The organism is Pontibacter pudoricolor (assembly GCF_010092985.1).
Lineage (GTDB): Bacteria > Bacteroidota > Bacteroidia > Cytophagales > Hymenobacteraceae > Pontibacter > Pontibacter pudoricolor.
This window is the reverse complement of sequence record NZ_CP048106.1, coordinates 1,681,039-1,705,980: the sequence shown is the minus strand read 5'-3', so window position 1 is coordinate 1,705,980 and position 24,942 is coordinate 1,681,039. Positions and strand designations below refer to the sequence as shown.

General features: G+C 46.8%; 20 protein-coding genes and 1 pseudogene. 11 read left to right on the top strand and 10 right to left on the bottom strand.

Annotated elements, in window-relative coordinates; translation table 11 throughout:
• The first annotated feature begins 125 nt into the window (after positions 1–125).
• The 3 genes from GSQ66_RS07310 (at position 126) to GSQ66_RS07300 (ending at position 2,843) form a co-directional block, all read left to right on the top strand.
• The gene (locus tag GSQ66_RS07310; RefSeq protein WP_162426861.1) at positions 126–962 is read left to right on the top strand and encodes an oxidoreductase; all 837 of its coding nucleotides are present in this window, start codon (positions 126–128) and stop codon (positions 960–962) included.
• Between the two features lie 146 nt (positions 963–1,108).
• On the top strand, positions 1,109–1,807 hold the full coding sequence (locus GSQ66_RS07305; RefSeq protein ID WP_162426860.1) for a type 1 glutamine amidotransferase domain-containing protein: 699 nt from the start codon (positions 1,109–1,111) through the stop codon (positions 1,805–1,807).
• Between the two features lie 184 nt (positions 1,808–1,991).
• Positions 1,992–2,843, top strand: coding sequence for a pirin family protein (locus GSQ66_RS07300; RefSeq protein WP_162426859.1), 852 nt, complete (start codon positions 1,992–1,994; stop codon positions 2,841–2,843).
• A gap of 122 nt (positions 2,844–2,965) precedes the next feature.
• Here GSQ66_RS07300 and GSQ66_RS07295 read toward each other — a convergent pair whose 3' ends face one another.
• Positions 2,966–3,934 (bottom strand): S4 domain-containing protein, encoded by a 969-nt coding sequence (locus tag GSQ66_RS07295; RefSeq protein WP_162426858.1) that lies wholly within the window; start codon positions 3,932–3,934, stop codon positions 2,966–2,968.
• 473 nt (positions 3,935–4,407) lie between these two features.
• On the opposite strand from GSQ66_RS07295, the gene GSQ66_RS07290 reads away from it, so the two are divergent.
• On the top strand, positions 4,408–6,903 hold the full coding sequence (locus tag GSQ66_RS07290; RefSeq protein WP_162426857.1) for a T9SS type A sorting domain-containing protein: 2,496 nt from the start codon (positions 4,408–4,410) through the stop codon (positions 6,901–6,903).
• A gap of 86 nt (positions 6,904–6,989) precedes the next feature.
• Here GSQ66_RS07290 and rluF read toward each other — a convergent pair whose 3' ends face one another.
• The 4 genes from rluF to GSQ66_RS07270 form a co-directional block, all read right to left on the bottom strand.
• On the bottom strand, positions 6,990–7,979 hold the full coding sequence (gene rluF / locus GSQ66_RS07285; RefSeq protein WP_162426856.1) for a 23S rRNA pseudouridine(2604) synthase RluF: 990 nt from the start codon (positions 7,977–7,979) through the stop codon (positions 6,990–6,992).
• A 171-nt stretch (positions 7,980–8,150) separates the two neighbouring features.
• The gene (gene brnQ / locus GSQ66_RS07280) at positions 8,151–9,491 is read right to left on the bottom strand and encodes a branched-chain amino acid transport system II carrier protein (protein ID WP_162426855.1); all 1,341 of its coding nucleotides are present in this window, start codon (positions 9,489–9,491) and stop codon (positions 8,151–8,153) included.
• A gap of 199 nt (positions 9,492–9,690) precedes the next feature.
• Positions 9,691–10,602: a universal stress protein gene (locus GSQ66_RS07275; RefSeq protein WP_162426854.1), complete on the bottom strand. Its 912-nt coding sequence runs from the start codon at positions 10,600–10,602 to the stop codon at positions 9,691–9,693.
• A gap of 182 nt (positions 10,603–10,784) precedes the next feature.
• Entirely contained in the window at positions 10,785–12,341 is a 1,557-nt protein-coding gene (locus GSQ66_RS07270) for a M20/M25/M40 family metallo-hydrolase (protein ID WP_162426853.1), read from the bottom strand.
• 229 nt (positions 12,342–12,570) lie between these two features.
• On the opposite strand from GSQ66_RS07270, the gene GSQ66_RS07265 reads away from it, so the two are divergent.
• The 4 genes from GSQ66_RS07265 (at position 12,571) to GSQ66_RS07250 (ending at position 15,396) form a co-directional block, all read left to right on the top strand.
• On the top strand, positions 12,571–12,828 hold the full coding sequence (locus GSQ66_RS07265; protein WP_162426852.1) for a hypothetical protein: 258 nt from the start codon (positions 12,571–12,573) through the stop codon (positions 12,826–12,828).
• 293 nt (positions 12,829–13,121) lie between these two features.
• Positions 13,122–13,604, top strand: a complete 483-nt coding sequence (locus GSQ66_RS07260) for a c-type cytochrome (protein ID WP_162426851.1) — start codon at positions 13,122–13,124, stop codon at positions 13,602–13,604.
• 144 nt (positions 13,605–13,748) lie between these two features.
• A complete protein-coding gene (locus GSQ66_RS07255) occupies positions 13,749–14,792 on the top strand; it encodes an NAD(P)-dependent alcohol dehydrogenase (RefSeq protein WP_162426850.1) in 1,044 nt (347 codons plus the stop codon).
• Positions 14,793–14,961: 169 nt separating this feature from the next.
• Positions 14,962–15,396 (top strand): acyl-CoA thioesterase, encoded by a 435-nt coding sequence (locus tag GSQ66_RS07250; RefSeq protein ID WP_238395857.1) that lies wholly within the window; start codon positions 14,962–14,964, stop codon positions 15,394–15,396.
• Between the two features lie 298 nt (positions 15,397–15,694).
• Here GSQ66_RS07250 and GSQ66_RS07245 read toward each other — a convergent pair whose 3' ends face one another.
• On the bottom strand, positions 15,695–16,318 hold the full coding sequence (locus GSQ66_RS07245; RefSeq protein ID WP_162426849.1) for a class I SAM-dependent methyltransferase: 624 nt from the start codon (positions 16,316–16,318) through the stop codon (positions 15,695–15,697).
• Between the two features lie 109 nt (positions 16,319–16,427).
• Between GSQ66_RS07245 and hutU the strand changes: the two are divergent.
• From hutU to hutG, 3 genes and pseudogenes are all read left to right on the top strand, one after another.
• Positions 16,428–18,139: pseudogene (gene hutU / locus GSQ66_RS07240) on the top strand (urocanate hydratase).
• Between the two features lie 119 nt (positions 18,140–18,258).
• Positions 18,259–19,503: an imidazolonepropionase gene (gene hutI / locus GSQ66_RS07235; protein WP_162426848.1), complete on the top strand. Its 1,245-nt coding sequence runs from the start codon at positions 18,259–18,261 to the stop codon at positions 19,501–19,503.
• A 169-nt stretch (positions 19,504–19,672) separates the two neighbouring features.
• Entirely contained in the window at positions 19,673–20,647 is a 975-nt protein-coding gene (gene hutG / locus GSQ66_RS07230) for a formimidoylglutamase (RefSeq protein WP_162426847.1), read from the top strand.
• Between the two features lie 68 nt (positions 20,648–20,715).
• Here hutG and GSQ66_RS07225 read toward each other — a convergent pair whose 3' ends face one another.
• The 4 genes from GSQ66_RS07225 to GSQ66_RS07210 all read right to left on the bottom strand — a co-directional run bounded on the left by GSQ66_RS07225 (position 20,716) and on the right by GSQ66_RS07210 (position 24,040).
• Positions 20,716–21,123: a T9SS type A sorting domain-containing protein gene (locus GSQ66_RS07225; RefSeq protein WP_162426846.1), complete on the bottom strand. Its 408-nt coding sequence runs from the start codon at positions 21,121–21,123 to the stop codon at positions 20,716–20,718.
• A gap of 174 nt (positions 21,124–21,297) precedes the next feature.
• Positions 21,298–22,161: an SMP-30/gluconolactonase/LRE family protein gene (locus tag GSQ66_RS07220; protein WP_162426845.1), complete on the bottom strand. Its 864-nt coding sequence runs from the start codon at positions 22,159–22,161 to the stop codon at positions 21,298–21,300.
• A 63-nt stretch (positions 22,162–22,224) separates the two neighbouring features.
• Positions 22,225–23,346 (bottom strand): AMP-binding protein, encoded by a 1,122-nt coding sequence (locus GSQ66_RS07215; RefSeq protein ID WP_238395856.1) that lies wholly within the window; start codon positions 23,344–23,346, stop codon positions 22,225–22,227.
• 238 nt (positions 23,347–23,584) lie between these two features.
• Positions 23,585–24,040 carry a DoxX family protein gene (locus GSQ66_RS07210; protein ID WP_162426844.1) on the bottom strand — a complete coding sequence of 152 codons (456 nt, stop codon included), beginning with the start codon at positions 24,038–24,040 and terminating at the stop codon, positions 23,585–23,587.
• Between the last annotated feature and the right edge of the window lie 902 nt (positions 24,041–24,942).

Sequence of the window (24,942 nt, the reverse complement as noted above, 5' to 3'; positions counted from 1 at the left end):
TTTAAGTAAAGCTGGCTCTGTTTTTTTATGGCTATACCTTTTCGGGCAGATTAAAAATCAGAATGGTTCTAATGGTTAAACTTGCCGTATAGATATAGTTTGAAGAAGTATAAAATTGATCAGCTATGAGCGAGAAAGTCTGGTTTATAACAGGAGTATCCAGTGGGTTTGGCCGAACACTGTCCGAAGAAGTTGCCCGCAACGGCGACAAGGTAATTGGTACTGTAAGGCAACTAAGCCAACTGGCGGAGTTCAACAACATTTCGCCGGGCAATACCTTTGCTTACCTGATGGATGTTACCAGCCCCGACGGCGTAAAGGCAACGATAGAAGCTGCTTTTAAACACTTCGGAAGGCTGGATGTGCTGGTAAACAATGCCGGTTTCGGATTTCTGGGAGCTGTGGAAGAAGCAACTATAAAAGACTACCGGGAAGTGATGGAAACCAACTTTTTCGGGGCGCTACAGGTAACGCAGGCCGTTTTGCCTTATATGCGGAGACAGGGGAGTGGCCGGATCATCCAGATGTCGTCGGCGGCTGGTTTCAGGGCTACAGCCGGGTTTGGCGTTTATAATGCAAGTAAGTTTGCTTTAGAAGGCATGAGCGAAGCACTTGCCCTGGAGGTTGCTCCGTTGGGTATTAAGGTAACTATAGTTGAGCCGGGACCTTTCCGTACAAACTTTGCCGGCTCCAGCATAAAAGCAGCAAAACTGGAAATGGCCGAATATGAAGCAACGGCACGCGTCTTCAAGAATAATATTTTAGGCTATGCAGGCCAGCAGGAAGGCAATCCGCAGAAAGCAGCGCAGGTTATAATACAGGTTGTGAATGCTGATAATCCGCCATTGCGTTTACCACTGGGTAGTACCGCCATCACGGCAGTAAGAAAAAAACTGCAACAGGTTGAGGAAGACCTGCAAAACTGGGAACCGACCGCTGCCAATACCTCTTTTGATATGTAGTTTTATAATACAACACGACAGGGCAACTATAAAACCCGGGTAGCAGATTTACTGATCTCCTGAAAAAATAAGCTGAACTAATCTGCAACTCAGAGGTTAGATAAAAGAGAAATAAAACTCAGGTAACCAACTTAAAACTATAAGCTATGAAAGTATTATTCGTTCTCACATCGCATGACAAACTTGGAGATACCGGTAAGAAAACCGGTTTCTGGGTAGAAGAATTTGCCGCTCCTTATTATACACTTGCCGACGAAGGCGTTAAAATTGACATTGCCTCTCCCAAAGGAGGACAACCACCCATTGACCCGAAAAGCACCGAGCCCGATGCGCAAACTCCTGCTACCAAGCGTTTTTACGAAGACGAAGACCTGCAGCACAAACTATCACATACCCGCAAGTTAAGTGAGGTAAAAGCCGGAGATTACGATGCTGTTTTTTACCCGGGCGGTCATGGTCCGCTATGGGACTTAGCTACAGACAAGGACTCCATTAAGCTGATAGAGGACTTTGTGCGCCAGGAGAAACCGGTGGCTGCCGTTTGCCATGCGCCTGCTGTATTAACAGGTGCAAAAGCTCAGAACGGCGACCCGCTGGTAAAAGGCAAAAAAGTAGCCGGCTTTACCAATTCCGAAGAAGATGCCGTGCAACTGACCGATATTGTTCCTTTTTTAGTGGAGGATAAACTGAAAGAACTGGGCGGCAACTATAGCAAAGCCGCTGACTGGAAACCCTATGTAGTGACCGATGGTTTGCTGATAACAGGGCAGAACCCTGCATCGTCGGAGCCAGCTGCCGAGCAATTGCTTAAAATGCTGCAGGAGCGTAAGGTTAGCGCGAAATAAACTATAGCCGTATACTATACCATCAGTGTAGCGGAAGATCCCATCAGGCTAAATATAGTTTGGTGGGATTTTTATGTTAAGTACAGGCGATGCTTAAGTAGGAAATTATAGTCCTGTAATAGCAATCTAAAACAATATACATAATTTTATGTACCTACATTGATGTAACTATAGTTCAGCCGATATGAGAAAGATCAAAAAGATACATAAAGCAGTACATGCCCCGATGGGTGACCTGGTAACGTACCGTGCGCTGCCAACCCGCGAAGTAGAATACATCGATCCGTTCCTTTTCCTGAATCACCATGGTCCGCAGGTGTATAAGCCCGGCAATAACGGACTGCCCTTTGGCCCGCATCCGCATCGTGGTTTCGAAACGCTTACTTTTATCCTGGATGGCGACATAATGCACCAGGACACCGGCGGCGGACAGGATGTAATAGAAGCAGGCGGCGTGCAGTGGATGACAGCCGGCTCAGGGTTGATACATGCCGAAGTATCTTCTGAAAAATTTAAAAAGGAGGGAGGCCCGCTCGAGATTCTGCAACTATGGTTTAACCTTCCTGCCAAACACAAAATGGCCAAACCAAACTATATCGGCTTGCAGAAAGATGCCATTCCGGTTGTAATTGAAGATGACGGTAAAGTAAAGGTAAATGTGATCTCGGGAAGTTGGGGAGATACAAAAGGCCCGATTCCGTCGCTGAGCGATATTCACATGGCGAGCATAGAGCTACAGGCTGGCAGCAGCTTTACCACAACTATAGCTTTAGACAGAAATATATTCTTTTATGTGGTGCGGGGCGCAGTAAAAGTGAACGATGAAACGGCTGAAAAGCTGCACCTTGTTGAGTTCACTAACGATGGTGAAGAGTTAAAAGTAGAAGCGCTGGAAGACAGTTACATTTTGCTGGGCCACGCCAAACCGTTTAACGAGCCGGTGGTATCACACGGGCCCTTTGTCATGAACACCGAGGAAGAAATTCACGAAGCCTTCCGCGATTACCAGGCAGGCAAAATGGGTGTCTGGAAATAGGTTTTGAATTATGAATTCATTCCCTAAACAACTATAAGTTTGTGTGGTCCTTAAAATTCTAACTTCTAAACTTTCTAACTTCCAAACTAAAAAGGTGTGGCTCAAACCACACCTTTTTATAGTTATCTTCCCCGTTTTGGGCTTGAGTTGCTTCTGCCTGGCCTCGACGATGTTGGGCGACTGGCGCCACGGGAGCCCTTAGTGCTGGCTGCGCCACCTTTAGATGCTTTGGTTTCCTTTGGTTTGCTTTTACCGATACGGGGTGTGGTGCCTACTTTGCTTATTTTGTTAGCCCCTGCTGTTTGCGGTGCTCCATCTCTTCTGGCTGGCCTGTCAGAGGCGTATTTCGATTCGCGGCTTCTGCCAAACTCTTCTTTTGGGGCCTTGCTGGTTGCAATACTTCTCAGTAGATCAACTTCTGTTTTAGTAAGCGTTCGCCAATGGCCGCTGGCTAACTTTGTTAAGGTAATCGTCTCGATGCGGATGCGCTGCAGGTGAACTACATTGTAACCCAAATCCTCGCAAAGCATCTTAATATTATGGTTGGTACCCGGCATAAGCACGATCCTGAAGCGTGTCGATCCTTCTTTTGAGATAAAGGTTTTCTGCAGCTTTTCACCTTTGTCGTTCTCGCCTCCGCCTATCAGCCTGGCAATAAACTCAGGTGTTATCATCTTATCAACGGTAACAATGTACTCTTTCTCGAAACGGTTATCGAAGCGGGTGATTTTGCGCACCAGTTCGGTGTCGTTGCTAAGGATAACCAAGCCTTCGTGGCCGCGCTCCATGTAACCTGCCGGCTCCAGCGAAGCCGGGTAATTTATCGCCTTCACCACATTGTCACGTATCTCAGGATCTGATTTGGCAGACATGCCGGCAGGCTTATTAACTACCAGAAAAGCAGGTAGTTCTTCGCGCACCCGCACGATCTGGTCGTCAATCCTTACTTTATCTTTAGGAGTAACCAGTACGCCCGGGGCCGGTAATTTGCCGTTCACGGTTACACGTTCTTCTTCAATCAGGCGGTCTGCTTCGCGACGGGAGCAAAAACCGCTGTCACTTATAAATTTATTTAATCTCTTAGGTTCCATGGCAAAGTATGGCGTGTTGTGTTGGTCTGTTTGGTGTACGCCATTTTAAAATAAGCGGTAAAATTAAGGTAAAAGGATGGGTTTACCTATGAGATTGGGAAATGAGTGAAACAAACTTATAGTCTGTGAATCCAGCTACTTATATGTTGGTAACATAAGAGTGCTATGTTTAATTCTGAAGAATTTAGCTCCGAATTTATAGTTGTTAAGAGCCTCTACAGGCAACTTCTTTCTTTGTTGCTAATATAGTGCAATTATAAATATAGCCCCTTATCCTCTAATTAGCTTTTACTTGATCGTTCCCTATCATAACATCCCTATTCACTCTTCCAATAAAGCTGTTAACCAAATTAAACCTCTTCTATATATTAAAAGTATATCAATACTAATACTCACTGAGTATATGCTCTAAAGTATCTCGGGTACAAGTATCTATGCTTATTTTTTTTAACATTTTAACATAATAATTAACTATGAAACAATTTTACTTACTAAGTGCTGCCGTTGCACGGCGTTTAATAAAGAACAAGTGCCTTCTGGTTATAATGCTGCTCGTGTCTGCTGTGGGTTTTACTGCTCATGCGCAGCAAATGGAAGGAAAAGAGACTTCTGCTTGTAACACTATTGATTTTGAGAACAGCAGTACCGGCTTTATAAAATCTGTAAATACTGGTGCTGGTGTGGTGCACATCTCTAACAAAATGCGCAACGCAGATGGCACATACGCTGAAGGAAATTATGCTTCTGTCTTCAATACTGCATCACCAACAGGCGACGATTGGGATCTCTGGACTCCGGACTGGGGCCATGTACTGATCATCAACCAGGACCTGAACCCGGAACCTAACGATAACGCCTGGGGTGGCGAAATGACCCTGGATTTCTCAGCTATCGGGCCGGTCACCATGACTTCAATGAAAGCGCTCGACTTTGATGCATATGAGAATAACTCGTGGGTTTACCTTTACGATGGCCAGGGGAATGAATTACACAAGGTTAAGATCGAGAACCTAGGCAATATGAGTCAGCAGACGGTAGATTTAGGCAATACCAAAGGGGTGATGAAAATGAAAGTGGTGCTGGATGGCATTAACGAACACGGCATGCTGGCAGGATCCGGCGCGATAGATGACATCATGTTCTGCAAGGAAGAAGTTGTTACACCACCCTCAACCTGCGCTACCCTCAGTTTTTCTCAGGAAGCACCCGGCTTGATTACATCCACTTCTGCTTTAAGTGGCAAGGTATTGATTGATGCCAGAAAACGAAATGAAGACGGTACCTATGCTACAGCAAACCATGCATCTGTCTTTAATACGGCCTCACCAACCGGGGATGACTGGGATCTGTATACACCAGACTGGGGACATGTGCTGATCATCAACCAGGATTTGGGAACCGAACCCAATGACAATGCCTGGGGTGGAGAGATAACCCTGGATTTCTCAGCAATCGGGCCGGTGACCATGACTTCAATGAAAGCGCTTGACTTTGATGCATATGAAAACAAGTCGTGGGTATACCTGTATGATGGGGCTGGCAACGAGCTGCACAAGGTAAAGATTCAGAGCCTGGGCAACATGAGCCAGCAGGTAGTGGATCTGGGCAACACCAAAGGGGTGATGAAAATGAAAGTGGTGCTGGATGGCATTAACGAACACGGCATGCTGGCAGGATCCGGCGCGATAGATGACATCGTGTTCTGCAAGGAAGAAGTGGAAGAAAATGAGCCGCCACATGCAAGTGCCGGAGCTGATAAAACCCTTACATGTGCTGTTACTGAAGTAACTCTTGATGGTTCTTCATCTACTCCCGGAGCTGTTTATAGATGGTCTGGTGTTGGAGGTTTTACCTCTTCTCTTGCTACACCTACAGTGCAACAAGCTGGCACCTATACATTAACCGTTACTGATCCAGCTACAGGCTTAACCGCTTCTGATAATGTTGTTGTGTCACTAAGTAATGATGTTCCTTTTGTTCGAATTCAGGATTTTTGGGAAAATCAGCCACTGACCTGTAATAATCCAGTATATCATGTTGAAGCCTATACAACAACAGCTAATGCCATATACAAATGGACAGGGCCTGATGGATTTACAAGCGATAAAGCAGCAGTAGGTTTTACAGTTGAGGGCACTTATACATTAACCATAACCGACCCAGTTACAGGTTGTCAGGCTAGTGAATCAATAAAAATAACGCAGTTTTATGCGAAAATATCTGTTAATGCCGGCCCTGATAAAGTACTTACCTGTAAAGAGCAGACAGTAACATTACAAGCAACTATGAGTGGGGCAAACAATATCATATGGTACTCTCCCGATGGTGGAAACTTTGTAACCCCAGATCACTACCTGAATGCTATTGTAGATAAGCCTGGTACTTATATTATAAAAGCAACAGATCTTGTGTCAGGCTGTTTTGTTACAGATACGGTTGTAGTAACACTTGACATGGAAGAACCAAACATTACAGCCCAGGGCGGCACGCTCAACAGCGAAACAGGAACTGTGCAACTGATGGGCTCTTCTACTACTGATAATGTTACCTATAGTTGGACAGGTCCGGAAGGCTTCACATCTTCAGAGCAAAACACTGTGGTAAGTGTGGCGGGTGACTATACGTTAACAGTTACTGATCAGGAGAATGGTTGTTCTGCCACCATGACTGTTGAAGTTCAGTCTCAGCCTATGACTGAGACAAGTGCTATCAGCCAGTTGAAAGCATTCCCGAACCCGATCGTGAGTAAAGGTGCAGTAGAATTTAAACTGCTTACTACCGGAAACTATAGCGTAGAACTGTACGACCTGAAAGGCAACCTTATCCGGGAACTGAAAGCGGGACATGCCACTGCCGGGGAACTGGTAAATGTAGAGCTTGATGGCAATGGCCTTAAAGGTGGGTTATACATTGCACGAATCATAAGCGCAAACGAATCTAAAACGATAAAGATAATACTGAGGAAGTAGCGCAAACCAGATTCCTTAAACTCATATATAAACAAAGAACCCGCTTCATAGTAAGCGGGTTCTTTGTTTATATATGAGTAATTTAGTTACCTTCTTTTACCACCTTTCGGAGCGCCGCTTCTGCCACCAGACCGGCCACCTGTATTGCTTTTTGATGCGCCACGGGAACCCCTATTGCTCGATGATGCTTTCGGTTTATCGCGTTTGCTGGCAGCTGGCTTGCCACCGCTTTTTGGAGCGCTGCCCGGACGGGATGGTTTCCCGCCAGGGGATGCACTGCCGCGTGGCTTAGGCTTACTGCTTTTCGATGTTGAGCCGCTTTCCCTTATACTGCTATTCTTCTTAGGCGATGAAGCAGTTTCAGTTTTAGCAGAGCTTTCTACCAGCTTCATCATATCGGCAATTTCGTGCGTTGTCATTTCGCGCCACTGGCCCAGCGGAATTTTAGCCAGTGTTAAATGCATGATGCGCGTTCGCTGCAGGGTTTGTACCTCGTAGCCCAGCGTTTCGGTCATGCGGCGTATCTGGCGGTTCATGCCCTGGGTAAGGATGATCCGGAATTTGTTTGGCCCCAGCTGCTCTACAAAACACTTTCGGGTATTCACACCGAGAATCGAAACGCCATTGCTCATCCGGTCTACAAAGTTCTGGTTAATGGGCTTATCTACCGTAACAATGTATTCTTTTTCGTGGTTGTTACCAGCCCGCAGAATCTTGTTTACAATGTCGCCGTTGTTGGTCAGGATGATCAGGCCTTCCGAATCTTTATCCAGGCGGCCTACCGGGAAAATGCGTTCCGGATAATTTACAAAGCTGATGATGTTGTCGCGCTGCGAACGGTCAGTAGTAGTCTCGATGCCCGGTGGTTTGTTGAGCAGCAGGTAAACAGGCTCTACCGCATCTGCTTCAAGCAGATTTCCGTCAACACGTACTTTATCCCTGGCAGTAACTTTAGCCCCAACCTCAGGCTGTTTCCCATTTACGGTTACGCGGCCCTGCTCAATCAGCTTGTCGGCCTCACGGCGCGAGCAGATGCCGGAATCACTTATAAACTTATTTAATCTGATCGGTTCCATAGGTCAGGGGCGTTACAATACGTTATATGTATCCTGAATAAAAGATCAAAGTTACAGAAAACGGTGGGTTTACCCGCTTTTGTTTCCTGATGAGTGCTCTAAAAATAAACAAGGCAGCACAACAGCCTAAACTGCTATACTGCCTTGCTATACCAAAAAGTGGCTGTGTATCTATTCGCTTGCCAGCACTACCTTGGGGTTTCGTAACGATAACAGGTAACCAATTAATCCGCCAACTATAGCCGGAACCAGCCAGCCCATACCCAGACTGAAGAGCGGAAGATATTCTGTAAATACCTTACTGATCTCCAGTTCAATTCCTGCAGCATTTATCCCATCCACAAGGCTTACAACGCCTGTAAAAAACACAGACCACGTATAGATGCTGTTGCGTTTGCCAACTATAGCCGCCATCAGCGAGAGCACAATAAGCACAATTACAATAGGGTAAATGGCAACAAGTACTGGCACTGAAAACGAGATGATCTGCGTAAGGCCAACATTGGAGATAAGGGCACTAACTATAGTTAAAACCAGTACATAGGTTTTATAGGAAATTGAAGGGCGTATTTTATTAAAGTAGGCTGCACAGGCAACTATAAGCCCGACGCTGGTAGTAAGGCACGCAAAAATGATCGCTATCCCCAGTATGAGGCTGCCAAATATGCCAAACTGCAAATGCGATACCTGACTGATGATGATGCCGCCATTTTCTACGTGACCCAACGCTGTTACGCTGGTAGCCCCTGTATATCCCAGTCCTACATATACCAATGCCAAACCGGTAGCTGCTATAAGGCCGGCGGTAATACAAACTTTGGCAATGCTTTTAGGTTCATCCACTCCTTTTGCCCTGATGGCATTGATCACGATAAGACCAAAGATAAAGGAGCCGATCGTATCCATAGTAAGATAACCTTCCTGGAAACCCTTAAAGAACGGGGCGATCTCGTAAGCAGCAAGCGGGCCTTGTATTGTTCCGATCGGATTAGCGATACTGGCAACCAGCAAAGCAAACAGGATAACAAGCAGCACAGGCGTTAAGATCTTGCCGATGCGATCTACTACTTTGCCCGGGTTAAGAGAAAGCAGGTAGGTAATTCCAAAATAAATGGCAGAGTAAAGCAATGCACCCCATGGCGTAGTTCGCAGCACTTCAGGCAGGAGCGGCGCAACCCCGATCTCATACGAAACGGTACCCGTTCTCGGAACTGCAAACAAAGGACCTATAGTTAAGTAAATGATAACTGGAAAAAGCAAACCGAAAAGCGGGTGCACTTTAGCTGATATGGTCTGTACATCTTCGTTTTTAGACATCCCAATGGCAATTACGCCAAGAAGCGGCAAGCCGACACCGGTTAATAAAAAGCCCAGAATGGCAGGCACAAGTTGGTCGCCGGCGGCCTGGCCAAGCGATAAAGGAAAGATAAGATTGCCTGCGCCGAAGAAAACGGCAAATAGCATTAAACCAATAAAAAAGGTTTCTTTTGCGGAGATGCTGGTACTTTTCAAAACGATAAAATTGGGTAGTAGTTAGAATTCTAACCGCAATTAAACATTCAGAATTCCAAAATCCTACAAATAAGGCAATAATTTAATGTAGGTACAATGAAATTTTGCTGCTTATAATGCGCTGTAAATCTGAATTGTAAGAATAGGAGAGAAGAAAGAAATACTGTCGACGCTAGCTTAAATTTACCGGCAGTATCACCTATAGTTGCCCTTGTGTTACCATGCTTTCCGGGTTCGTCTCTTTAGGCTGCAGGGTATCGGATGGAAGTGCCAGCAATGCCACTAACGGATGTGCAGTAATCCTGCCTGTTACACTTTTATCCAGCAGTCTTTCCAGTATCGTGTGCTTCTGTGGAACCAGTACTAAGAGGTCTGCCTTTTCGGTACGGATAAAACGCTGGATTCCACGGGCTACATCTGCGTGCAAACCAAAATTAATAGTATAAGGAATATCTTTAAACTGCTCTGTGAGGTGCTGTAGCGGCTGTGTTGCATCAAAGGTAGATTGTTGCGCCTCGTTCCGGTACAGGTGCAGTACCTGCAGGTTTGCTTTAAAGGCACTTACAAAATTGCTCAGAAAACGAAGGTCGGCTCCGGTGCTCAGTTTACTCAGGTTAACAGCAAAAACTATAGTTGCAAACTGGTTAAAAGGTATCCCTTCGGGCACAGCCAGCACCGGTACCCTGCTTTTCTGCATCACTGAAATAGTAGTACTGCCCACCAGCGCCTGACTTACTGCTTCGCCGCCCTGCATGCCCATTACCACCAGGTCTATGTTGTGCCGCTCTATCGTCTCCAGGATTTTCTCATAAGAACCACCCATCTTTGCGATCACTTTTACAGGCACAGCATCAAATCGGCCGGCCTCACCACTTTCGGTAGTTAAGGTTTTGCGGTTTTGTTCGGCAAACTCAAGCAGTGCTCTGCCTTTTCCTTCTTCCAGTGCCTGTATTACATCGGTTGCGCTGTGGGCAGCAGGGGGCGACATAACAGGATAAAAGGCATGTATCAGCGTGAGTCCGGCTCCTGCTAACCGGGCAATTTCAAAAGCATAATGAAGGGCGTTCCTGGAGTTTTCAGAATAATCTATGGCTACTAATATCTTTTTCATGGCTGAAGTGCTAAGTATTGAACAACTGTTGTTTGAATAACCAGTCAGAACACAAAAATACCAATAACTGTAGCGCAAAAGGATGCCGTTGGTCAGCATGAAAAGATGAGATTGATCAGCTTTTAAATAAAACGGGCTACCTGAAGAGGTAGCCCGTTTTGTAAATGATATAGTTTCAGCGCTTAGTCCAGTCCGCCTTTACGGGTAGGCTCTCTGAGAGCAGGCCAGGTAGTTGGTTCACCTGTTCTTGGGTTAACCGGTAACTTTATACGCTCACGGTTTACCAGTTCAGGTTCTTCGCTGGCCCTGTAGGCAAGTATGGCTACCAGCATGGCATTGCTGCGTACATCATCAAACACTATTTTGTCGTAGGTGTCGCGGTTGGTGTGCCAGGTATAGTTGCCATAAGACCAGCTCAGGGAGCTAAGCATAAAGGCCGGAATACCAGCAGCTACAAAAGAAGCATGGTCGGAACCACCGCCACCCGGGAAGCCAGGGTACTGCGTCTGGATAGAGCTGGTGATCTCTCTTGGAGCTGCGTTTAACCAGCGGCCCATAAAGTCGTAAGCGTGCAGGAAGCCCTGACCGGATATGTTGGCAATACGGCCGGTACCGTTATCCTGGTTAAATACTGCCTGCGTGTTCTTCACGATCTGAGGGTTATCAGCAACAAATCCGCGTGAGCCGTTCAGGCCCTGCTCTTCGCTGCCCCAGTGGCCTGCCAGGATAGTACGCTTCGGATTAGGGTACATCTTTTTCAGGATGCGCATAGCTTCCATCATAACTATAGTACCGGTACCGTTGTCAGTAGCGCCTGTACCACCGTTCCATGAGTCGAAGTGGGCAGAAAGAATCACATATTCTTCCGGCTTTTCAGTGCCTTTTATCTCAGCAATCGTGTTAAATGCAGGAGCGTTTTTCAGATTTTTGGATTCAGCCTGTATGCGTATCTGAGGTTTTTTACCAGACTCTACCAGGCGGTATAACATACCATAGTCTTCCAGTTCAATATCCACAGTAGGGACTTTTTTGGTGTAAGCACCAAATATCTTGTTCACGCCAAAACCGCCGGACCAGTTAGATGTTACCACGCCGGCAGCGCCTGCTTTCTCAAGGGCTAAAGGCAAAGTACGGGCTGATTTTCCGGTATTTTTGATGCGGTTGTTCCAGTTTTCGGTAGCTGCAGCTTTGGTTTCCTGCATTTTCTTCATCGATTCTTCGGTAGCAAACTCTTTCCAGTTATACTCCGGGCGGCCTGTTGGCTGGTTCATCGAGATCATCACCAGTTTGCCTTTAACTGCCGGCAACCATTTCTGGAAGGCAATAGAATCTTTAAACTCCGGAAGTATGATCAGTTCAGCAGTTACACCTTTGCCTTTTGTGCCCGGGTTCCAGGCCAGCTGCACGCCATCAAGGGTTTGCAGGCGTGGGTGCACCATATCAATGTGCGTAATACCACGTTGCCAGCCGCGCCATTCGCCCCACTGTTCGTTACGGGCATCAATTCCCCATGTTTTATACTTTGCTACTGCCCAGTCGTGGGCCTGCTGCATTTCCGGCGTGCCTACCAGGCGTGGGCCGATGCCATCCAGCAACTCGTGCGCCAGCACTTCAAGCTGCGAGTTTTCAGTGGCTTCTTTCACAATGTTCTCTACTACCGGGTCCTTAGGTGCCTGCGCATGTGCCAGGCTGCCGGAAAGGAGCAGTAATACGACGAAGGATTGTAATTTCTTCTTCATACAGGTTAATAAAGGTTAGGTAAATTAGCTTAATACAGCGGTTGGAGTAAATATAAGCCACAAGGTTTAATATCGAATCCTGAATATTTGATTTTAGTGTTTTCTAATGTCGGAAAAGGCGCTTAATTTTTAAGTCTGGTACCAACCCTGCAGCGTATAGCTAACACACCAGAATGAAACTAATTTCTGTTACAGATTCTTATCTTTAAGACACTTTAAACAGAGCAGGATGCTGGAATATTCCATGTTTGAGAGGCTTCCGTTCAGGAAGCAGGCAGAGATTATAGCTCAAAACGGTACAGTTGTAGCCCAGCGAAACTATAACCAGTGGCTGGTAACACTTTATAAAGTTAATAACTCGTTTATTGAACTCTGGTCCGGAGACAGCATTCAGGTTTATGGTTCGTTCAGGCAGCAGATACATTCGGTAGCTATTTTTGAGCCTTACCTGGATAAGATCGATGTGCAGGAAATTATGAGATCATAACTATAGTTAAACGATGAACTATAAACACCCCGTTGAACCAGGTTCTGCGGGGTGTTTTGTTTTAAAGATGTTTTATTGTCAGTCTGATTTTCTTGAGGTCGGATTGTGCTTTATGAGTTTTTAAATGAAAGTTTTATATCCTCTTCTCTCTTAACAGGCAAAGTTTAGCTGCAATAGTTTTCCAAATGATTTAATCCTCCTAACTTGCCCCAAACCTAATCTGGTCATCCATTTTTGAACACACACCAACGACAAACGTAAAGTGTAAAACAATTAAAATAATAAGAACAACTATGAAGAAGGTGATTCTCTCTGTGGCCTGTGCTGCGCTCCTGGTATCCTGCGGAAACAAAAAATCAGAATACGACGCGTATTACACACAGGATTATAAGGATTCAGTAGCTACTGCTGCCCAGGAAAGACCTGTTACAACACAAACAAAAGTAGGTGCTGATGCAGCCATCAACGACATGACTGACTCTGGTGCTGTTGCCGCTGCGGAACCTAAGAAGAACGAGTACGAGCTGGGTATGACCCTGATCTCTAAGTCTGATTGTACTGCCTGCCACAATAACGAGCGCAAAGTTGTAGGTCCGGCTTATGTAGATGTGGCTGAGAAATACGAATTCAACGATAAGAACGTAGATTACCTGGCACAGAAGATAATTAAAGGCGGAGCAGGTGTTTGGGGCGAGATACCAATGCCTCCGCATGCCGACCTAAGCCAGAGCGATGCCAAAGAAATGGCCCGCTACGTGCTGTCGCTTAAAAAATAACCTGTTTACAGGCAAAACCATAGCCACAATTTGTACCTGCTAACTATAGGCTGGCAGCTATAAATTGTGGCTTGTTTTATAGTAAACAATAACAAGTAAGCCACGAGCCTGTTAACGTTAATATCAACCACTAAACTATAAACTATGAATCAAGCAAAAGCTTATGCTGCCTTTGATGCGGAAAGCCCGTTGGCTCCCTGGAGCCTGGAACGCCGCGAAGTAGGGGAGCACGATGTACTGATTGAAATTAAATACTGCGGTGTTTGCCACTCAGACCTGCACCAGGTGCGCAATGAGTGGGGCGGCGCCATGTACCCGCTCGTTCCGGGCCACGAGATTGTGGGGGTAGTAACTAAAGTAGGCAGCAAAGTAAAGAAATTTAAAGAGGGCGACCTGGCCGGTGTAGGCTGTTTTGTAGACTCATGCCGCGAGTGCCATAGTTGCCGCGAAGGCCTGGAACAGTATTGCGAAGTGCAGAATGTAGGTACCTATAGCAGCTACGAACGCGATGGCAAAACTATAACCTACGGCGGGTATTCTTCGCATATTGTGGTGGATGAGAACTATACATTAAAAGTGCCAAAGAACCTGGACCTGGCCCGTACGGCTCCGTTGCTTTGTGCCGGCATCACGACCTACTCACCCATTATGCAATGGCAAATAGGTAAAGGCCACAAAGTGGGTATAGTTGGTTTGGGCGGCCTGGGCCACATGGCGGTAAAAATTGCAGCTGCCAAAGGTGCCGATGTAACCGTGCTGAGCACATCGCCAAACAAAGAGCAGGATGCCAGGGATCTGGGAGCACATAATTTTGCCGTTACAAAAGATCCGGAAACCCTGAAAAGCCTGCGCAACTCCTTCGACTTTATTATTGATACCGTATCTGCTCCGCACGACTATAATCTGTACCTGTCGATGCTGAAGCGCGATGGAACGATGATACTGCTGGGTGCGCCGCCGGAACCATCTCCTGTGGCAGGTTTCAGCTTGATTGCACGGCGCAAGCGCCTGGCCGGTTCTATGATCGGGGGCATAGCCGAAACGCAGGAAATGCTGGATTTCTGTGCCGAGCACAACATCATGTCAGACATTGAACTGATCCCGATCTCTGAGATTAATAATGCCTACGAACGCATGCTGCGCAGCGATGTAAAGTACAGGTTCGTGATAGACATGGCAAGTTTGTAATACCTTCCCCTAACCCCCTCCTAACAACAGGAGGGGGATTTTGTGATGGGCTATAGTTGATTGATTCTGATTTATCTATTTTTAATTCGAAATACTTTTAACCTAACATAACACTTCTCTTCACCCCCTCCTGTTGTTAGGAGGGGGCAGGGGGAGGTAAAACCAAACCATGAGCCATACCTATAAAGGCAAAGTAATGTGGTCGCACCTGGATGCCAACATGCACATGCGCCACTCTGCCTACGCCGATTTTGCAGCCCAGGCCCGCATCGAAATTTTAGATGAAATGGGACTGAGCATGAAAGTATTCCAGAAGCTTCACATCGGCCCTATCCTTTTCAGGGAAGAAACTACCTACCTGCGCGAGGTAGGCGTAAATGAAACCTTAACCGTAACTACAGAGCTTATCAAAGCCAAAAAAGACGGCTCCCGCTGGTCTATTCGCCATGAGCTGTTTAAAGAGGATGGTGTGAAGGCTGCTGTAATTGTAGTGGAAGGCGCCTGGATAGATGTACTGAAGCGCAAATTGGCTGCGTTGCCGGAAGAGTTGGCAAACCATTTTATGCAGATAAAACGAAGCGCTGATTTTGTGGAAATGGCGTAAATAATAATTTATATACCATGGCGCGAGCATCCTCGCTCGTGACGAATTATTGCGGTGCCTCTGGCCTCTTTATTACAACTATAGGTAATTGAGCATAGCGCTCTTTCGGACATCCTTGTCCGAAAGCCATCTGCCGGGGATTTCCTAATCCCCGTGTTACGAATAACGCGGACTAGGAAGTCCGCAGCAGAGTTAGTTCCAGACAAGGATGTCCGGAACAGCGAAAATTACATATATTTAAAATGGGCGGGACGCCCAACTATAGTTCGACACGAGCGAAGACGCTCGCGCCATGAAACTACTCTTTCCTCAATACCCAGGTTGTCATGCTTCTGTCCTGTTCCACTATAGTTGTTTTGAGCGGATCTGCTCTTTCAGCACCAAGTTGCTTTTCCAGTTGGTTCAGCATTTCTGCATCAGCCAGAAACCAGACCGGCCCATGCGCCATGTGGTAAAATTTACCTTCCACTTGCTGTAGTTTACCTTCCAGACCTATAGTTGTACTAAACCTGCAGAACAACATACCGCCTGGCTTTAATACCCGCCATAGTTGTTCAACTATAGTTTTGAAATGGTCTTCGCTTCTGGCAAAATGGAGCACAGCACTGCAGATCACTACATCAAACACATCGTTTTGAAAAGGTAAATGTTCCAGATCGGCAACTATAAAATTGCGCTTGGGCAAGGTAGGAGCAAGTTCCTTAGCCAGTTGCTGCATGCGTTGTATAGCAGCCTCCGAAACATCGGCACCATATACTTTTACACCCGCCTGCATCAGGTAGTAAACATTTCTGCCATTGCCGCAGCCGGCGTCCAGCAGTTTCATACCTTTCTGAATGTGTCCCTTCAGCAGCTGGTCGAACAGGTAAATGTCAATATCACCGAACTGGGACTTTAACGACGTAATAGGCAGGTGAAACATGGGCTTACAGGTTGAAATATTAGTTGGAAGCTGAAATTAAGCACGATTTTGTTACCCTTTCTGCTTTATTTTTAAGAATATTGAAGGACAATCTACAGTAAAATTAACTATGAATACTGCACCAGAAACTGCAACTATACAACGCTCCGGTTTATCGGTTAGCGAGTTTATTCAGAAATACGCCAACCACCCTACTTACATTCCGCCAACCGGTCCGGTACTCAACGCCAAAAACTGGCAGTGCGAAGCCGCGCTACGCATGTTCCTCAACAACCTGACCGATGAAGTAGCCGAAGACCCAAGTCGTTTGGTTGTGTACGGCGGTATAGGCCAGGCAGCACGCACGGTAGCCGATGCGCAGAAAATAATTGAGGTGCTGCTAAACCTGGAAGAAGACGAGAGTTTGCTGGTGCAGTCAGGTAAGCCGGTAGGTAAAGTTAGAACGCATGCTGAGGCGCCACGTGTTTTGATCGCTAACTCTAACCTGGTGCCGCATTGGGCTACCTGGGAGCATTTTAACGAGCTGCGCGAGCGTGGCCTGATGATGTACGGGCAGATGACGGCCGGCAGCTGGATCTATATTGGGACACAGGGCATTTTGCAGGGAACGTACGAAACGTTTGCAGCCTGCGGAAGAATACACTTTAACGGCGACCTGCGCCACAAACTGCTGGTAACCGGCGGACTTGGCGGTATGGGGGCGCACAGCCTCTGGCGGCAACTATAGCCGGCGCTACGTTCCTGGGTGTGGATATTGACCCGGATCGCATTAAAAAGCGCCTGGAAACCCGCTACATCGACAAAATGACCTACAACTACGAAGAAGCTATCCGCTGGGCACTGGAAGCCAAAGAAAAAGGCGAAGCAATCTCTATCGGTTTAGTTGGAGACATAGGCGATGTGCTCGAAAGACTGATACAGGATAACATTACCCCGGAAATTTTAACGGACCAAACTTCAGCGCACGACCCGATCAACGGCTACGTACCAAACGGCTTAACTTTGGAAGAAGCCAAAGCACTCCGCGAAAGCGATCCGCAGGAATACAAAGCCCGTTCGCTGAAGAGCATGGCGCGCCACGTAGGTTTTATGCTGGAATTGCAGAAGCGTGGCAGTCGCACGTTTGATTATGGCAACAACCTGCGCGAATTTGCACAGCAGGGCGGCGAGAAAAATGCCTTTAACATACCAGGCTTCGTGCCGGAATACATGCGTCCACTGTTCTGCGAAGGCAAAGGCCCGTTCCGCTGGGCTGCCTTATCCGGCGATCCGGAAGATATAAAAGTAACGGATGCTGCCCTGAAAGAACTGTTTCCGGAGAACACGCACATGATTAACTGGCTGGATGAGGCCGAAGAGAAAGTAGCGTTCCAGGGACTGCCTTGCCGTATCTGCTGGCTGGGCATGGGCGAGCGCGAGAAAGCTGGTCTGATGTTCAACCAACTGGTGCGTGATGGCAAAGTAAAAGCGCCTATCGTGATTGGTCGCGACCACCTGGACTGCGGTTCCGTAGCCTCGCCTTATCGCGAAACCGAAGGGATGCTGGATGGTTCTGATGCGGTGTCTGACTGGCCGTTGCTGAACCTGATGTCGAACACGGCTGGTGGCGCCACCTGGGTATCGTTCCACCACGGTGGCGGTGTAGGTATAGGCTATTCGCAACATGCCGGTATGGTTATTCTGGCCGATGGGACCGAGCGTGCCGACCGCTGCCTGAGCCGCGTGCTGCACAACGACCCGGCCATGGGTATCTTCCGCCACGCCGACGCCGGGTATGAAACCGCTCAGGAAAATGCTGAGAAATTCGGACTGAAACTATAAACCGAAAATCCCTTCTCTCAAAACAGGGAAGGGATTTTCTGCTTTATCAGGCTGAATGAGTTTTTAAATTATTAATCAGTAAAAGTGTAAAAGACACTGCAGTTACATCCATCAAAACTATGACCCACCACGAAAATTATACCTTAATCGGCCCATTTACCCAAATACTGACCATGGCAAACCTGCCGGAAAGCGGACCAATTACCGATGATGAACTGGAAGTGCTGGAAGATGGCGGGATTGTAATTTGTGATGGGAAGATCAAGCTGGTAGGGAAGTATAATATACTGCTGAAAGTAGCGCAGGAAGAGCACTATAAGATTGAAAAGATAACCGAACCAAAGGTGCTTTTGCCTGGACTGATAGATGCCCATACGCACATCTGTTTTGCCGGCTCCCGGGCCAACGACTATGCCATGCGGGTAGCCGGAAAATCGTACCTGGAGATTGCCCGAAGCGGCGGCGGCATACTGGATAGCGTGCGCAAAACCCGAGAAGCGACAGTTATAGAACTGGTGGACCTGCTAAAGAAACGCTGCGACAGGCATCTGAATGAAGGTGTTACTACCTGCGAAGTAAAAAGCGGCTATGGGCTGACCGTTGAGGAAGAACTGAAGATGCTGGAGGCTATCAAACTGGTAAACACTCACCATAAAATTGATCTGGTGCCAACGTGTCTGGCAGCCCATATGCGCCCACCGGAATACACAGATTCTAAACTATACCTGCAACACGTACTGGAAAATCTGCTACCAAAAATTAAAGAGCAGGACCTGGCTAACCGTGTAGATATATTTATTGAGGACACCGCTTTTAATGAGGCAGAATCAATGGAATATCTGCTTGCGGCTAAAGAAATGGGCTTTGATATTACGGTACACGCAGATCAGTTTAGCACGGATGGGAGTAGAGTAGCAGCCGAGGTAGGTGCTATCAGTGCCGACCACCTGGAAGCGAGCGGAGAAGCGGAAATTGCTATGTTAAAAGATGCTGGTGTGGTAGCCACCGTGTTGCCTGGTGCTTCGGTGGGGCTAGGGATGCATTATGCCCCAGCCCGTAAAATGCTGGACGGAGGGCTTTGTGTTGCCATCGCTACTGACTGGAACCCGGGCTCTGCGCCGATGGGTGACCTGTTGATGCAGGCCGCTTTGATTGGAGCATCGGAAAAGCTAACTATAGCCGAAACGCTTGCCGCTGTTACCACCCGCGCCGCTAAAGCCTTGCATATAAAAGACCGCGGATGCCTGGCAAAAGAACAGGTGGCCGATATGATCGCATTCGATACCAGTAACTATAAAGAGATACTATACTTCCAGGGCAAGCTGAAACCAACTATAGTCTGGAAGCAGGGTAAAAGAGTATAACTTATATGGCGCAAACGCCTCGCTCGTGTCGAACTATAGTTGGGCTTCTGGCCCAGTTGAGTTACAAACGCAACATCATACAAAGACATGAGTTGCAAACTCGCGCCAGCAAAAGGGAAGTTTAACCTTCTTTATTTAACAATTAACAATTTAACCTTCAGCAATTAACATGTATAAACCCACGGCAACCGGAACCTGGAAAGGAAGAGTAGATGCACTTGATGGCGAAGAAGGGAAGCGCTGGCACCAGGGCATTAAGCTACTGAACCTGACCAATGAAGTGGAACCTGCTGATGCCACACAGGCAATTGCGATGCTGGGTTTTTGCTGCGACGAAGGTGTACGACGTAACCAGGGCAGGGAAGGAGCAGTTGATGGTCCGGCAGCGTTGCGGCAGGCCATGGCATCGTTTGCGTGGCATCTGGATGAAGATGTGATGCTGTTTGATGCCGGCGATATATTCTGTACGAACCAGAATTTGGAAGAGGCCCAGAAGCAGTTAGGTAAAAAAGTGCATGCTTTGCTGGCTAATACCTATAAAACTATAGTTCTGGGCGGAGGTCACGAAACTTCTTATGGGCACTTTTTAGGCATCAAACAAGCCTTACCGGAAGGGCAGCAGCTGGGTATCATAAACTTCGATGCGCATTTTGATCTTCGCAGCTATGAAAAACAGGCAAGTTCCGGCACACCATTTCTGCAGATAGCCGATGACCTGGCTGCTGAAAACATCGATTTTAATTACCTGTGTTTGGGTATACAACAGTCGGGTAACACGCAGAAACTGTTTAACACGGCAGAGAGCTACGGGGCAGATTATGTGTTTGCGCCAGCCATGCAGGTATACAACTTCCAGAACCTTCAGGAAAAACTACAGCAGTTTATGGCTTTGGTGGATGTATTATATGTAACTATAGACATGGATGTGTTTGCGGCTGCTTATGCGCCCGGTGTAAGCGCTCCGGCTGCGCTGGGTGTAAACCCGGAAATAGTGCTGCTGCTGCTGCAGGAGATCATCAACAGTGGCAAATTACTGACGCTGGATATTGTAGAGCTTAACCCGAAACTTGATATTGATAACCGGACTGCTAAACTGGGCGCTTCGTTGCTTTACCATGTAGTGCAGCAGTGGAGCCAGGTATAACTATAATAACACCGGCCTTGCATTTAAGGCTGCAAGGCCGGTGTTTTTAGGCTAACTATAGTTTCTTTTTACTTTCCGATCTTGAATTTGGTCCAGTACGTGGTATCCGAAGTCTTTACTTCTACCAGGTAGGTGCCGGGCCTTAATTTTCCAACATTATAACTCCAGGCTTTCTGTTGCTTGGCTGTGCTCACCGGCTTTTCATAAACTTTCTGGCCTTTAGTGTTGATAATGGCAAGCACGGCATCTTCTTTCAGCTGCTGCTCAAAATCAAGTTTAAAAGTTCCTTTGGGGGCTGGTGTCAGGAAAAGACCGGATAACGTTTCGGAGTCGTTGGTGCAGGCGGTATGTGGTTCGTGCTCTTTTTCGGTGGCTACCGTCGTTTTCTCCTGTGTCTGTGCTTTAGCCGGTAACACCTGCATCATAAACGGAACTGCGGCAACTATAGCCCATACATACGTTTGTTTCATCTTCATAAATAGCTCACAGTTTAAAGTACATGTATAGCCACCGCTACTGCATTTTTAGGGCCAGTTTTATAGTTCTGTGAATATTTATTTCATATAACTCTGCCGCACTATAACCTGCCTGACAAAACAAAGGGCAACCAGCGCTAAAGCCGGTTGCCCCTCATCATGAAAATAGACTCTCTAGTAAGTAACGGAGTAAGCTACTACTCTATTGTCCCGGAAGGTAGGAACATATAATAATTTTGTCTCTTCGGAATAAGTTATATCGGCGGCGTTTACATTTTTGGCCTTGGTGTCCAGTATTTTCCACTTCTTGCCTTCCATGTTCACATAATAGATCTCCCCATCCCAGTTCGATACAAAATAGCCGTCCGAGCCTGCTTTGGTTATGCCATCTGCGTTATTGATCTTATCTGTCAGGTCTCCAAATTCTTTTGTTTCTGTGTCCAGTGTGCGCACTTCACCGCTGCTCATAAAGGCAACTACTAAACGGTTACCATCAATATAAAGGCCATTTGGTTTTTCGCGTTTGGTGTCGAGCCATCTGGTAATGCGCCCGTTCCGCATCTGGTAAATAGCTTTCTCTTCCATATCCGATATGTATACATTGCCCTCATCATCCACGGTAACATCATTCAGCGCTTCCGATTTTTCAGCTTTGTAACGGCCAAGTATAGCCCCGGTCTGTACAGCTATCGTTACCACTTCATCCACATCCGAAACATAGAGCACGTTGTTATGCAGGGCCATACCCTTAGGGTTGTTAAGGCCGGTTACCCAGTGTAGTTCTTCTATCTCGCCCTGCGGGTTAAGTTTGGAAATAAAGCCATCGCCGTCTTTGCGGTCTTTGCTCTGGTTGATGTTGGATACGTACAGCATGTTCCGTTCCGGGTCGTATAGTACAGATTCCGGGGTGCGCAGCGTGTTATCAGATGCCCAGACCTGTTTTAGTTCTACAGGGCCTTTAGGTGTGAACAAAGTGCCGCAGCTTTGCAGGGCAGCAACTATAAACAGCACGAAGGTATAGCGAAGTATAAGCCGCATGATTTTATCTTTTGGTATACCCGCTAGTACGCTTACTTAAAGCAACTGTTTAAAAAGTGTGCGTTAGATTACCTCCAGGCCCAGTTTGCGCAGGGTACGTTGCTTCGATATTTTTCCGGTTGCTGTTTCGGTGAAGGCAGGGCAGTAATAGTACTTTTTTGGGCGTTCAAACTTTTTCAGCAGCGGCTTTATACGGCTTTTCAGTTCCTTCTCAGCAGCTTCAGAAAGTGGCTCTGTTTCTATAACTAGAATTACGTGTTCACCCAGCAACTCGTCGGGCTGTGAGGCGACAAAAAAGCGCGGCATCGGGTCCATGTCTGCCAGGGCTTCGGCTACTGCTACTTCTACTATCTCGCTCTGCACTTTTACTCCACCCGAGTTTATGGTATTATCTACGCGGCCAATCCAGCGGAAACGGGTAGGGGTGAGTAGTTCTACAAGATCGTTGGTAATTATAAGCTCGTTGTTGGTTACGTCACCTTGTATGGTCAGGCAGCCGCGGTTATCAAGCCCCAGACGTATGTTATCCAGGCCATCATAATACACAGCAGCATCAGGGCCATTCAGTAGCCGAAGCGCCACATGCGATGCGGTTTCCGTCATGCCGTAGGTGTGATAAACCGGTACGGTTAATTGCTGTAGTTCGCGCTGCAGGGTAAAGTTTACAGGTGCGCCGCCAATTAATATACCTTTCATGTGATTCAGGAGCGGCACGTTTTCAGGGGTATCCTGTAAAATCTTCTGCAGCTGCATCGGAACAAAAGAAGCGAAGTCAAACAGCATTCCTTCCGGCACCAGTTTCAGCGGGTTACTGATCGGCTCCACTATGGTCATCTGCATTTCGGCCATAAAGCCGCGTGCCAGCATCATCATTCCTGCTATGTACTCTGTATTGAGGCATACCAGTGTAGCATCGCCTGGCTGCAGGTTAAGTATCTTTATCGTTTTGCGGGCACTGGATTCGAGTTGCCTGCGGGTAAGGTTTATCGTTTTAGGCGTACCTGTTGAGCCGGAGGTCTGTATCGGAAATTCCTGCACGCCATTGAGCCAGCTACGGCAGAATTCCAGTGTTTTTGCTTCGTAGCCGTTAAGCTCAATGCTGTTCCGGAACGAATATTCCGCTATCTCATCGTAATAGAATTTTTTGCCGTTCAGCAACAGGTATTTCTCAGCCATCTCTTTCATCTTTTGCAGGCGTTAGCAGATACACAAATGTACCATACGCATCTTTACAAAAATGAGAAAAAGAGATTTAATTGTTAATTGTTAGATGGCTAAATTGCTAAATGGTTTTATGGTTTAATTGTCTGAATCAGGATTTACAAGATTACAGGATTAACAGGATTTAAGCTTCGTAGCCGCCAAGACGCAAAATATTGCGTCTCTACACCTTTCTAACTTCTAAACTTTTTAACTTTCTAACTTAATAAAGCCAGTCGTTTTGTGGTTTACGGATGAGGTGGTCTACTGAGAAGCGACCGGAGCCAAAAATAAGAAAACCGATCAGCAACAGCAGTACAATAACAGATGACCAGAGTTCGGTGTTCTCAGAGTAAAAACCGTGTTCCGGGTTTACAAAGAAAACAGCGCCCAGTAGTATCGGAATCTGAAACAGAATAGCAACTCTCGTAATCAGGCCAATCGCGATCAGGAAACCGCCTACCAAATGCGCAAATGCCACATAATGGGCAAGACCGATAGAAACCCATGGGAACTGGCTTTTCTGCATTATACTGAAAAGTGCGCTTGTGTCCTGCACAAACATAAAGCCTTTTATCATCAGAAATATACCAAGTCCGATTCTTAAGAAGTCGAGCCAGATGGGATGATGGGTGTCTGCCCATCGCTCCACGCGGTGCATATCGTGTGTTAAGTTCATGGCTTAAATATTTGGTTATATAATTTGATTATCAGTTATTTAAACGAATAACACCAGATTTCGGACAGGTTATGTAAGCTTATAGTTTTATAGTTCTTCTCTGTCTTTTCGTGTATTCTTGGGGTAATAATTGAAAAGAGCCGGCGCAGTTATGAGAAATCTGAGTGCTATAGTTCGGCTTTTGTCATTTCGAACATTCTTGAGAAATCTGAGTGCTATAGTTTCCTACTCTACTATCCGAACCAAGCCTTTTCTTCTATAGTTACCTTCAATCCTGGGAGCTCACTTACCTATCTTTCTATAGTTGGCTTTGGTGCCCTCACGGCCGGGAGGCCCCGTCTTGGGGGTAGGGGCCCTCGTTAAGGGCATCGCGCTGCTGCTTTCTTGCTACCCTCGTACCTCGGGCTGCCTTGCGGCACCGCAACAAAGCAAAGGCGCTCAACCCAAAGACTGTGATCAGTTCGATAGCTAAACTATGGTTGAGTGGTAAGTTATAGTTGCATTGCTCTATCGTGGTGGTAGTTCCGTAGGGACAGGTCACGACCTGTCCGATCCTGGTCTGTAACTATAGCTAATTCAGATTTCTCCTTTCGTCGAAATGACAGATGGACAAGTTGTAGCAGAAAGTCCCCCTTCGAAGGGGGCAAAGGGATGACAAACAGTAACTATAGAACGATAGCTACCAACTATAGCAACAACAGAAATTCCCCTCTTGGGAGGGGCAGGGGTGGGTTAAAACGCCAACTATAGAATAACATCCAAAACAATAGCGACACCTGTAAAGCTCCTTTTCCCTGTTTTGGGGGTAGGGACCCTCTTTTGAAGGGGAAGGCTGGGAAGGGGTAAAAAGCCAACTATAAAACTTTAGCTGCAACTAAAGCAGTAGCCCAATCCCAGAAATC